Source organism: Nonomuraea sp. NPDC049784 (genome assembly GCF_040659615.1).
Taxonomy (GTDB): Bacteria; Actinomycetota; Actinomycetes; order Streptosporangiales; family Streptosporangiaceae; genus Nonomuraea.
In genome coordinates, this window is record NZ_JBFAMX010000334.1 from 1 (window position 1) to 10,855 (window position 10,855).

The 10,855-nt window shown below is 69.0% G+C and carries 12 protein-coding genes and 1 pseudogene; 1 reads left to right on the plus strand and 12 read right to left on the minus strand.

All coding sequences use genetic code 11. From position 1 onward, the window contains the following. From AB0J09_RS41375 to AB0J09_RS41390, 4 genes are all read right to left on the minus strand, one after another. A partial coding sequence (locus tag AB0J09_RS41375) for an AAA family ATPase (protein WP_360703625.1) occupies positions 1 to 650 on the minus strand: 650 nt, incomplete at its 3' end. A 177-nt stretch (positions 651 to 827) separates the two neighbouring features. Next, positions 828 to 1,022 carry a hypothetical protein gene (locus AB0J09_RS41380; protein ID WP_106249247.1) on the minus strand — a complete coding sequence of 65 codons (195 nt, stop codon included), beginning with the start codon at positions 1,020 to 1,022 and terminating at the stop codon, positions 828 to 830. 191 nt (positions 1,023 to 1,213) lie between these two features. Continuing rightward, positions 1,214 to 1,501 carry an acylphosphatase gene (locus AB0J09_RS41385; protein ID WP_360703628.1) on the minus strand — a complete coding sequence of 96 codons (288 nt, stop codon included), beginning with the start codon at positions 1,499 to 1,501 and terminating at the stop codon, positions 1,214 to 1,216. A gap of 11 nt (positions 1,502 to 1,512) precedes the next feature. After that, positions 1,513 to 2,415, minus strand: a complete 903-nt coding sequence (locus AB0J09_RS41390; RefSeq protein WP_360703631.1) for a LysR family transcriptional regulator — start codon at positions 2,413 to 2,415, stop codon at positions 1,513 to 1,515. Between the two features lie 97 nt (positions 2,416 to 2,512). Between AB0J09_RS41390 and AB0J09_RS41395 the strand changes: the two genes are divergently transcribed. Next, on the plus strand, positions 2,513 to 3,676 hold the full coding sequence (locus AB0J09_RS41395) for an MFS transporter (protein WP_360703634.1): 1,164 nt from the start codon (positions 2,513 to 2,515) through the stop codon (positions 3,674 to 3,676). On the opposite strand, the gene mutM is transcribed toward AB0J09_RS41395, so the two are convergent. The 8 genes and pseudogenes from mutM to AB0J09_RS41435 form a co-directional block, all read right to left on the minus strand. Continuing rightward, positions 3,624 to 4,469, minus strand: a complete 846-nt coding sequence (gene mutM / locus AB0J09_RS41400) for a bifunctional DNA-formamidopyrimidine glycosylase/DNA-(apurinic or apyrimidinic site) lyase (RefSeq protein WP_360703637.1) — start codon at positions 4,467 to 4,469, stop codon at positions 3,624 to 3,626. The genes AB0J09_RS41395 and mutM overlap by 53 nt on opposite strands. A 113-nt stretch (positions 4,470 to 4,582) precedes the next feature. Next, the gene (gene rnc, locus AB0J09_RS41405; RefSeq protein ID WP_360703651.1) at positions 4,583 to 5,296 is read right to left on the minus strand and encodes a ribonuclease III; all 714 of its coding nucleotides are present in this window, start codon (positions 5,294 to 5,296) and stop codon (positions 4,583 to 4,585) included. 294 nt (positions 5,297 to 5,590) lie between these two features. After that, a complete protein-coding gene (rpmF, locus tag AB0J09_RS41410) occupies positions 5,591 to 5,770 on the minus strand; it encodes a 50S ribosomal protein L32 (protein WP_139632166.1) in 180 nt (59 codons plus the stop codon). Position 5,771: 1 nt separating this feature from the next. Further along, positions 5,772 to 6,341 carry a YceD family protein gene (locus tag AB0J09_RS41415; RefSeq protein WP_360703641.1) on the minus strand — a complete coding sequence of 190 codons (570 nt, stop codon included), beginning with the start codon at positions 6,339 to 6,341 and terminating at the stop codon, positions 5,772 to 5,774. A gap of 53 nt (positions 6,342 to 6,394) precedes the next feature. Beyond that, positions 6,395 to 6,871, minus strand: a complete 477-nt coding sequence (coaD, locus tag AB0J09_RS41420) for a pantetheine-phosphate adenylyltransferase (RefSeq protein ID WP_360703644.1) — start codon at positions 6,869 to 6,871, stop codon at positions 6,395 to 6,397. Between the two features lie 15 nt (positions 6,872 to 6,886). Next, positions 6,887 to 7,468 (minus strand): 16S rRNA (guanine(966)-N(2))-methyltransferase RsmD, encoded by a 582-nt coding sequence (rsmD, locus tag AB0J09_RS41425; protein ID WP_360703646.1) that lies wholly within the window; start codon positions 7,466 to 7,468, stop codon positions 6,887 to 6,889. 594 nt (positions 7,469 to 8,062) lie between these two features. Then, positions 8,063 to 10,237 (minus strand): ATP-dependent DNA helicase RecG, encoded by a 2,175-nt coding sequence (gene recG, locus AB0J09_RS41430; protein ID WP_360703649.1) that lies wholly within the window; start codon positions 10,235 to 10,237, stop codon positions 8,063 to 8,065. A 63-nt stretch (positions 10,238 to 10,300) separates the two neighbouring features. Continuing rightward, positions 10,301 to 10,855, minus strand: a pseudogene (locus AB0J09_RS41435) (hypothetical protein); the annotation flags it as partial.

Consider the following 10,855-nt stretch of genomic DNA (forward strand, 5'->3'; position numbering starts at 1 on the left):
ACGGCGGCCTTGCGGGCGATCTCCGCCTGGCGGCCCAGCGGCTTGAGCTGGCGGCGCAGCTCGGTGGCGAGGTCCTGCACACGGGTCAGGTTGGCCTGCATGGCGTCGAGCTTGCGCAGCGCTTTTTCCTTGCGCTTGCGGTGCTTGAGCACGCCGGCGGCCTCTTCGATGAACGCCCGCCGGTCCTCGGGCCCCGCGTGCAGCACGGCGTCGAGCTGGCCCTGACCGACGATCACGTGCATCTCGCGGCCGATGCCCGAGTCGGACAGCAGCTCCTGGATGTCGAGCAGGCGGCAGGTGTCGCCGTTGATGGCGTATTCGCTCTGCCCCGACCTGAACATCAGCCGGCTGATCGTCACCTCGGTGTAGTCGATCGGCAGGGCGCCGTCGGAGTTGTCGATGGTCAGCGTCACCTCGGCGCGCCCGAGGGGCGGCCTGGAGGAGGTGCCGGCGAAGATGACGTCCTCCATCTTGCCGCCGCGCAGCGACTTGGCGCTGTGCTCGCCCATGACCCAGGCCAGGGCGTCGACGACGTTGGACTTGCCCGAGCCGTTGGGGCCGACGACGCAGGTGATGCCCGGTTCGAGACGCAGGGCGGTCGCGGAGGCGAAAGACTTGAAGCCGCGCAGGGTGAGGGTCTTCAAATACAAGCGCGACCCCCTTCTCCCTGATGCCGGACTCGGGAAAGCCTACTGGTCCTCACCGCCCCACGTGGGCACGTACATTCTGGACCGGGCCGGCCTGGGCAAAGGAAGGTTTCCGAAAGAGCGCAAATAACAAGGGACGCCTCGCCGAGACGTCCCTGGGGTCTTGCGCTCCGATCACTCTCAGGTGAGTGCCGGCTCGCGCTCTTGCATGCGGCTTATCGCCTCATCGCGGGTTTGCGCCGCAAGAGCGTCATTGGTGGCCTGAAGTCGGATGAGTTCTGCCTCCAGATCCCGGATACGCTGCTGCAGGCGGCGCATCTCCGAGACCATTCGAGGGTCAGGACCGCCGACGTGGCCGAGTAGAGCCTTCGCCATGGTAAAGGGTCCTCCACGCTGAGTGACCAGACTGGTTCGCGCACTTCTTATTCCGCGGGAGGGGTGCGCGTGGTACCTAACAAGAGTCGCACCGGCAGTGTGGGCGGTCAAGTCGAACCAACCGCTGAGCCCTACTGATGGGCACTCCCGACATACAACTATACCCTATTTGGGCGGTTTAACAAAAGGTACTACCGTTCTACAAACCCGCCCAAACTACCTCGGGGTTCGCTCCAACGTTCTACTACTCCATCTACTCTCCCCGGCGTGTCGCAACCTTTGAGCAGCTCCAGCAGCTTGACGCACGCCTCGCGGGGGCCCTCGGCGACCACTTCCACCCGGCCGTCGGCCGTGTTGCGCGCCCAGCCCTCAAGCCCCAGCTCCAGCGCCCGGGCACGGGTCCACCAGCGGAACCCCACCCCTTGGACCCTGCCCCGAACCCAGGCGGTCAATCGGGCGTTCTCGCCGTTCTCCTGCATGTCCTCTCCCGTCAGGCCACAAGGGACTCCACCCCGAGTGCGTGCCCGGCCGCCGCCTCGTTGAACGCCCTGATCGAGGCGGTCTCGGCCGCCTTCACCCAGGCCAGGCCCATGATGGATGGCCGCAGCCCCGTGACGGGGACGAAGCTCACGTCGGGCCGCCTGTGGTGGGCCGCCGTCGGGGTGCAGAACAGCATGCCACCCCGGTTGAGCGCCACCTGGGTCAGGCCCTCCTGGCTGGTGGTCACCGTACCGGCCAGAGGAATCGGACGTCCGGAAGGGGTTACGGAGGGTGCCACCCGCTCGCGCCAGTCCCGCGGGGCCGGGCCGTCCAGTCCGATCAGGGGCACCTCCGACAACTCCTCCGCGGCGATGCTCGCGCGGGCGGCCAGCGGATGGCGGACGGAGACGCCCAGCTGGTACGAGACCTCGTTCAGCCCCTCGCCGGTCGCCAGGTCGGGCTCACGCACCGGGAGCAGCGTGAACGCGAGGTCCACCTGCCCGGCCCGCAACTTGCTGAAAGGATCCGAGAGCGGGATCTCGACCAGCTCCACCTCGCACCCCGGATACCGGCGTTCGAAGGCCTGCACGCTCCCCGTGACGACCTCTGTGGGCGTGGCCAGGAAGCCGACCCTGATCGCGCCGGTCACCTCGCGCGCGGCCGCCTTGGCCCGGCTCACGGCGCTCGCCAGGCCGTCGTACGCGGGGCGCAGATCGGCCAGGAAGCGCTCGCCGAGCGGCGTGAGGCGCACGCTGCGGCTGGTCCGCTGGAAGAGCCTGCCGCCGATGCCGGTCTCCAGCGAGCTGATGAGCTGGCTCACCCGCCCGGGCGACAGGTAGAGGCGCTCGGCCGTACGCGCGAAGTGCAGCTCCTCGCTGAGCACCACGAAGCACTCCAGCTCCCTGAATTCCATCTCCACCACCTCTGGATCCGGATCGCTTAGACCACCTAAACCAAGCCTTCGGACTTCGCCATTGTTCCCGCAGGCGGCCGGGCAAAGGCTGAATGGCATGACCATGACCGAAGTTTCCCCTGCTACGAGGGCTCGCTGGCTGGCCGTGTCGACGGTCGCGGTGGGCACCTTCACCATCGTGACCAGCGAGATGCTGCCCGTCGGACTGCTGACCTCGATCGCATCCAGCCTTGGCGTGTCCGCCGGGACCGCCGGACTGATGATGTCGGCCCCGGGCCTGGTCGCCGCCGTGTCCGCGCCCCTGCTGGCCGTCACCGCACGCCGGCTCGATCGGCGCGCCACATTGCTCGGGCTGATGGCGGTGCTGGCGGTGGCCAACCTGGTGGGCGCGTTCGCGCCGAGCTATCCCGTCATCCTGGCGGCCAGGGTGCTGACCGGGGTGAGCATCGGCGGGTTCTGGGCCTTCGCGGCGGGCTTGGCGACGCGGCTGGTGCCGGAGAAGTCCGTCGGGCGGGCCACGTCGATCATCTTGGGTGGTGTCTCGGTGGCGTCGGTGCTGGGTGTGCCCGCGGCGACGTTCATCTCGTCGTTCGCGGGGTGGCGGATGGCGTTCGCCGCGATGGGCGTGGTGGCGCTGGCCCTGATCGCGGTCCTGTACGCCACGCTGCCGCCGTTGCCGGGCGAGACCCCCTCCCGGACATCGGGATCCCCACGGGAGTGGCTCTCGGGGCAGCTCAAGACCGTCCTGGTGATGACCGTCCTGATCGTGTGCGGGCACTTCGCCGCCTACACCTACGTCCAGCCGTTCCTCGAGCAGGTCTCGCATGCGGGTCCTGCCCTCATCAGCACCATCCTTCTCCTGTACGGCGCCGCGGGCGTGGTGGGCAACTTCACGGCCGGCGCGTGGGCGGCCAGGAACCCCAAGCCGGTCCTGATCACCCGGGCCGTCCTCATCGCGCTGGGCACGGCGGCGCTGCCTGCCATCGGCCTACCCCTGGCCGTGCTGGTGGTGTGGGGCTTCGGCTACGGGGGCGTCGGAGTGACGCTTCAGCTGTGGATCATGCGCGCGGGCGGCGGCGAACTTGGCACGGCGCTCTTCGTCAGCGCCTTCAACGTCTCCATCGCGCTCGGCGCGTTCGCCGGCGGCAGGGTCGTGGACGGGTTCTCGATCTCCGCCGCGATGTGGCTGGGCGCGGGGCTGGCCGTGCTCACCGCGGCCGTCGCTGGCATTTGGGGCAGGAGTACGACGACCGGTTCATGAACGGCTCGCGCCTGATCGGGGTGCCGCAGCGCGAGCAGGGCAGGTCGCGCCGGCCGTACACCTCCAGGGAGCGCTCGAAGTAGCCGCTCTCGCCGTTGACGTTCACGTACAGGCTGTCGAACGAGGTGCCGCCCGCCCGCAACGCGGACGCCATGACCGTGCGCACGGCGGCGAGCAGCTCGGCGATCTTGGGACGCGTGAGCGTCTGCGTGGACCTGGCCCAGTGGAGCCGCGCGATCCACAGGGCCTCGTCCGCGTAGATGTTGCCGACGCCGCTGATCAGCGACTGGTCGAGCAGCGCCCGCTTGATCTCGGTGTGCCTAGCCCTGAGCCTGCGGGTGAACTCGGCGTCGTCGAACACCGTCTCGAACGGGTCGGGGGCAATGTGGGAGATCGGCTCCGGCACGCCGCCGACCAGGGACGTGATCATGACGTGGCCGAACGTCCGCTGGTCGACGAAGCGCAGGTCGGGGCCGCCATCCTCGAAGCGGACGCGTACCCTCAGATGCTTCTCCAGCGGCGAGTCCTGGTCGACCACCAGCAGCTGACCGCTCATCCCCAGATGGGCCATGAGCGCCTCCTCGGCGCCCGAGAGCCGGAGCCACAGATATTTGCCGCGACGCTCGGCGGACAGCACCTCGCGGCCCTTCAACTGGGCCGCGAACTCGTCGGCCCCGGGCAGATGCCGCCTGATGGCACGGGGGTGCAGCACCTCAGCCGACGCGATCTCGCGTCCGGTGACCCATTGCGCGAGGCCGCGCCTGACGACCTCGACCTCCGGTAGCTCAGGCACCTCAGACCCCTAAAGCTCGGGCGCCACAAGCCTCTGGACGCCCGGATGGCCGGGCCCCAGACGCTTCGGGCAGCAACCTAATTGTCGCCCTCCAGACACATCCGGAGGGCCGTTCAGCCCGCGGGCTGGCTCTCGCGCTGCTCCCGCCTGGCCCTGATGCGGGTCCAGGCCGCCTCGGCCGCCTGCTGCTCGGCCTCCTTCTTGCTGCGCCCGGTGCCCGACCCGTAGGACTCGCCGCCGACCCGCACCATGGCCGTGAACGACTTGGCGTGGTCGGGACCGCTCTCCTCGACGTGGTATTCGGGCACGCCGAGCGCCTCGGAGGCGGTCAGCTCCTGCAGCGAGGTCTTCCAGTCGAGCCCGGCCCCGAGCGAGGCCGAGCGGACGATCAGCGGGTCGAACAGCAGGTGCACCACCCGGAACGCCTCGTCGAGCCCCTTGTCGACGTAGATCGCGCCGATCAGCGCCTCGAGGGTGTCGGCCAGGATGGACGACTTGTCACGCCCGCCGGTGCCCTCCTCGCCCCTGCCGAGCCGCAGGAACCGGCCCAGGCCCAGGTTTCGGGCCACGTCGGCCAACGCCCGCATGTTGACCACCGCGGCACGCAGCTTCGCGAGCTGGCCCTCGGGCAGGTCGGGGTGGTTGCGGTAGAGAGTGTCGGTGACCACCAGGCCCAGCACCGAGTCACCCAGGAACTCCAGGCGCTCGTTGGTGGGCAGGCCACCGTTCTCGTACGCGTAGGAGCGGTGGGTCAGCGCCCGCTCCAGGATGTCGGAGTCGAGGCCGACCGCCAGGACCCGCTCCAGCTCGTCTTTGGCGACCTCCACGGCCACCGGCTTAGGACCTGCGCCCACGTGTTTCCTCCTCGGACATCTTCGCATGGCGCGCCGGCCGCGGGAGATGCCCGAAAACGTGGTGGGCGTCGGGGTAACACGTAGCCCCGGCGTCCACCACGACCGCGGGCGAGCCGCCGCCGCACGCATCTGAGACGGTAACGCCGACCGAGGCACAATGGCACCCGGTCGGCATCACGTCAACTGCTGACGAGAAACCCGCGATGTGAACTGCCGCCACGGTCTCCGGTGCGGCAGCCCGACGGGCAGGTTTTCTTGTCAGAGGGATCAGGCGGACGGCTCGATGACCTGACGACGGTTGTAGGTGCCGCAGGTGGGGCACGCGATGTGCGGCTGCTTGGGCGAACGGCACTGCGGGCAGCTCACCAGGGCGACAGCAGTCGTCTTCCACTGGGAGCGACGGTGGCGGGTGTTACTCCGCGACATCTTTCGCTTCGGGACGGCCACGTCACTTCTCCTGATCGTTATCTTTGTCGGAAATCAGACCTTGCAACGACGCCCAACGGGCATCGATCTTCTCGTGCCGGTGATCATCGCCGGCCTCGGCCAGCTTGACCCCGCACTCCGTGCAGAGCCCCTCGCAGTCCTCACGGCACACGGGGCTCAACGGCAGCGCCAGCACCACCGCGTCACGGAACGTCGGCTCGAGGTCGAGCAGCTCCCCGTCGAGCAGTGAGTCCTCCTCCGAGGCGTCCTCGTCGGAGTAGAAGAACAGCTCCTGCAGGTCCACCTCGATCTCCGAGGTGAGCGGGTCGAGGCAGCGCGCGCACTCCCCGGCGAGCGGGGCCTGCGCCGTGCCTGACACGAGCACGCCTTCCATCACTGCTTCGAACCGGAGATCCAGCTCGACTTCGGCGTCCTTGGGGACACCGATCATGTCGACGCCGAGATCTGCCGGTGCCGGAAGGGTCAGGGTCATCTGCCGCATCGTGCCCGGCCGCTTTCCCAGGTCATGAGTGGAGATCACCCACGGGGAGCGGGGGTCGAGGTGCTGAGTCATCCTGCTCTCGCTAGGCATGGCGAGACGATCGCCGTCGTACAAGGCCGAAATGAAAGGATAGCAGGTCGCACTCAGCCCCTGAGCCGCTCGATGAGCAGCTTGTGCACAAGATCGGGTACGAGGCCCGACACGTCCCCACCATATCTGGCGATCTCCTTCACCCTGCTGGAGGACAGGAACGAGTATTCGGGATTCGTGGGCATGAAAAGCGTCTCCACCCCTGACATCCGATAGTTGAGCTGCGCCATCTGCAGCTCGTAGTCGAAGTCGCTGACCACCCTGATGCCCTTGACAATGGCGGGGATGTCGTTCTGCTTGCAGAAATCGACCAGCAGTCCGTGGAATTTCCGCACCTTGACGTTCGGAAAGTCCTTGGTCACGGTCTGCAGGATGTCGATTCGCTCGTCCACCGTGAACAGGCTGCTTTTCTCGACGTTGATGAGGACTGCCACGGTCACTTCGTCATATAGGCGGGCGGAGCGGCCGATGATGTCGAGGTGGCCATTGGTGATGGGGTCGAACGACCCCGGGCAGACTACGCGGCGCAAGACGCCCTCCCAGGTCTACGGGTTCCCGGCGGCGCGACCGTACCAAACGGACGCTTCGCCATAACGACGGACCCTCTCCTCAACGTAGCCTTCCGGCCACATCAGGGCCTTTCCCCTGCTTTCCCTCTCGAACGCCACCAACGCCTCATCCGCCAGCCAGCCGTTGTCCCGCAGCAGCTCCAGGACCTGCTGGACCTCGGCATCGGACGTGGCATACGGCGGATCCGCGAACACGATGTCGTAGGGCGACTCCTTCTCAAGATCGTTGGGTGTCTTCCCGAGCACCCGCACCACCTTGTCCGCGATCACCCTGGCGCCTTCGAGGCCGAGCGCCTGGACGTTCGCCTTGATCGTCCGCACGGCCTTGGGGTCGGACTCAACCAGCACGGCCTCCTTCGCTCCCCTGGACAGGGCCTCCAGGCCGATCGCCCCTGATCCGGCGTACAGGTCGAGCACGCGGGCGCCGTCGAGCCCGTACAGCGAGTCGAGCGTCAAGAAGATCCCTTCTCTCGCCCTGTCACTGGTCGGCCTCGTCCCGCGCCCCGGCGGCACCGCGAGCCGCCTGCCACCCGCTGTGCCTGCGATGATCCGCGTCATGTGACCTATTGTTCCGCATATTCATGCAGGTCAAGAGTGGACAAGTGTCTGCCTCGAGTACGCAAGGGTGATTCACATCGGGCCGGTCGGCCCGCATGATGAGTTCTGCGGCCTTCAAGGTGACCCACATGAAGGCCGACCGGCGTGATCGTGAGCCCTTCCGCACGCCGGTTCCCTCGGCACCTGACCCGAGGGTGGGCCCAGCCGGGGACGGCATTCGGGGGGAGGCCGTCCCCGCGGCTGGGCCTTTTTCTTCTTTGCTCGTGGGCTTTTGATTTGTTACGGCGGGGCCGGCTTGGCACTTACCGCCGTACGTGGCCGGGGGCCTCCAGGAAGACGCTCGCTGACCCGCACATGGCCGGCCACCGTTACGGCGATTCCTTGGCCGATTCCGTGGCTCCCCACCCGCGCCCCCGCACGGCCCTTTCCGCCTCATAGCGGACCCCGCCCATGCCGCGACACGGCCCTTCCCGCCTCGGAGCGGACCCCACACCGTCCCGCCGCACCGGCGCCGGAAAGCCCGTCACCGGCGCCGCTTCAGACGTCCCCTGCACCCCTACCGGCTCCCCCCGCGCGGCTGAGGAGTGCCCTGTGTCAGGTCTTCTCCAGATACTCGGCGCGTTCGTCTGCCAAAAGGCGGGTGATTTCGGCTCTCAGGCCCTCGTGGGAGGTCAGGTCCGGGTCCTCGGCGAGCAGGGCGGACGCCTCGTCGCGGGCGGTGGCGATCACGTCCTCGTCCCGCAGCAGCTGCAGCAGCTTCAGCGACGACCGCTTGCCCGACTGCGCCGCCCCCAGTACGTCGCCCTCCCTCCGCTGCTCCAGGTCCACGCGTGACAGCTCGAAGCCGTCCAAGGTAGCGGCCACCGCGTCCAGGCGGGCGCGGGCCGGGGTGCCTTCGGGGAAGTCCGAGACCAGCAGGCACAGGCCCGGGAGGCCGCCGCGACCGACGCGGCCGCGAAGCTGGTGGAGCTGGGAGACGCCGAAGCGGTCGGCGTCCATGATGATCATGACGGAGGAGTTGGGGACGTCGACACCCACCTCGATGACCGTGGTGGCCACCAGGACGTCGAGCTCGCCCCGCGTGAAGGAGCGCATGATCGCGTCCTTCTCCTCCGGCGGGAGCTTGCCGTGGAGGGTCTCGACGCGCAGGTCGTGGAAGGGGCCGCTCTTCAGGAGCTCGGCCACGTCGAGGACCGCGAGCGGCGGGCGGCGCTCCTCGTCGTTGGCCGCCGCCAGGTCGCCCTCGTCGCCCTCCAGGTCGCCGATGCGCGGGCACACGATGTACGCCTGGCGCCCCAGGGCCACCTCCTCCCGCACCCGCTCCCACGTGCGTTCGAGATAGTGAGGCTTCTCGGCGGCCGGGACGACGTGGGTGGAGATGGGCGCACGCCCGGCCGGGAGCTGGGACAGCGTCGAGACCTCCAGGTCGCCGAAGACCGTCATGGCGACCGTGCGCGGAATCGGGGTGGCCGTCATGACCAGGACGTGCGGCCGCCCGCCTCCCGCCTTCTCGCGCAGCGCGTCACGTTGCTCGACCCCGAACCGGTGCTGCTCGTCCACCACGACCAGCCCCAGGTCGGCGAACTGCACGTGCTCCTGCAGCAGCGCGTGCGTGCCCACGACGATCCCCGCCGTGCCCGAGGCGGCGTCGAGCAGGGCCGAGCGGCGGGCGGCGGCGCCCATCGAGCCGGTCAGCAGCGTGACCGCCGTGCCCCCGAACATGCCCCCCTGCGCCAGGTCCCCCAGCATGCTCGTGATCGAGCGGTGGTGCTGCTGGGCCAGCACCTCCGTGGGCGCCAGCAGCGCCGCCTGGCCGCCCGCGTCGACCACCTGGAGCATCGCGCGCAGCGCCACCACCGTCTTGCCCGCGCCGACCTCGCCCTGCAGCAGCCTGTGCATCGGGTGCTCGAGCGCGAGGTCGGCGGCGATCTCCTCACCGACCTGCGCCTGCCCCTCCGTCAGCGAGAACGGCAGCCGCGCGTCGAAATCGGCCAGCATGCCGTCCGAACGCCTCGGCCTGGCCTTGGCGGGCAGCGAGGTGGCGGCCTGGCGCCGCTGCAGCAGCACGGCCTGCAGCACGAACGCCTCATCGAACTTCAGCCGCTTACGCGCCCGCCCCACCTCGGCGAAGTCCTTCGGTCGGTGGATGGCCACCAGCGCCTCGCCCAGGTCCTGCAGCCCGTGGCGGGCCCGCAGCGCGGCGGGCAGCGGGTCTTCGAGCGGGCCGAGCGTGTCGAGCACGATGCCGACCGCGCGCCTGATCGCCCAGGGCGTGAGGTCCTTGCCCGCCGGATAGATCGGCACCGGCGCCGCCGCGAACTCCTCCGCGCTCGCCTCGTTCTCCTCGAACAGCTCGAACTCCGGGTGCGAGAGCTGCCAGCGCGGGCTCGTACGCGACCCGAACAGGCCCACCTTGCCCGCGAACATGCCGCGCCGCCCCGGCTTGAGCCGCGACTCCGCCACATGGGAGCCCTTGCCGAAGAACGACAGGTAGATCTTGTTGCGGTTTCCGTCGACGACCTCGACCTCCAGCCAGGTGCCGCCGCGGTTGCGCATGGGCTTGCGCATGAGCCTGGTCACCTCGCCGACCACGGTGACGTGCTCGTCGACCTCCAGCGCGTCGAGCGTGGTCAGCTCGCCGCGCTCGGCGTAACGCCGCGGATAGTGGCGCAACAGGTCGCCGACCGTCTCCAGGTCGAGCACACTGTGCAGGAGCTTGGCGGTCTTCGGGTCGAGCGCCTTCGTCAGAGGCTCGTCGAAACGGCTCACGGCATTAAGTTCTACCGCCTACGCCCGACAGGAATCCCGCCCGACGGCCCTCTTGTCGTCATGTCACTCCACGCCGATCAGGAGCGGGTAGCCGCCCTGCTCGCCGTCGTACACGACCAGGTCCACGTCCGGCCGTATACGTCCCAGATGCTCCTCCAGGTGCTCCGCCAGCCCTGGCGGCGCTTCCAGGCCCGTGACCAGGGTCACCAGCTCGCCGCCACCCGCCACCATCCGGTCCACGACCATGGTCGCCACGTGGTCGAGCGAGCCGCCGATCACCGCGACATCCCCGTCGATCATGCCGAGCACGTCTCCGGGGCGGCACACCCCCGCGCTCGTGACCGCCTCCCGGTCCGCCACCGTCACGTGCCCGTACCGCGTGTGCCCCGCGGCGTCGGTCATCGCCACCACGTCGTCGTCGAAGCGGCGCAGCGGATCGTGTACGGCCAGAGCCGCCAGCCCCTGCACGGTCGCCTCCGTGGGCAGCACGCTGACCGTGACTCCGTCCTCGCGGGCGATCTCCGCGGCCTTGATTCCGCATGCGCTGCCGTGGTGCTTGATCAGGCCGTGGCCGGTCAGCAGGTCGTCCGCATCCAGGCGCGCGCTCGCGCCCGCCTC

Bases quoted from the DNA above. Each gene is read 5' to 3' on its own strand.
- AB0J09_RS41385 (WP_360703628.1), bottom strand. From the start codon at position 1,501: ATGCAGGAGAACGGCGAGAACGCCCGATTGACCGCCTGGGTTCGGGGC.
- rsmD (WP_360703646.1), bottom strand. From the start codon at position 7,468: ATGACGCGGATCATCGCAGGCACAGCGGGTGGCAGGCGGCTCGCGGTG.
- AB0J09_RS41395 (WP_360703634.1), top strand. From the start codon at position 2,513: ATGACCATGACCGAAGTTTCCCCTGCTACGAGGGCTCGCTGGCTGGCC.
- AB0J09_RS41380 (WP_106249247.1), bottom strand. From the start codon at position 1,022: ATGGCGAAGGCTCTACTCGGCCACGTCGGCGGTCCTGACCCTCGAATG.
- AB0J09_RS41415 (WP_360703641.1), bottom strand. From the start codon at position 6,341: ATGCCTAGCGAGAGCAGGATGACTCAGCACCTCGACCCCCGCTCCCCG.
- AB0J09_RS41390 (WP_360703631.1), bottom strand. From the start codon at position 2,415: ATGGAATTCAGGGAGCTGGAGTGCTTCGTGGTGCTCAGCGAGGAGCTG.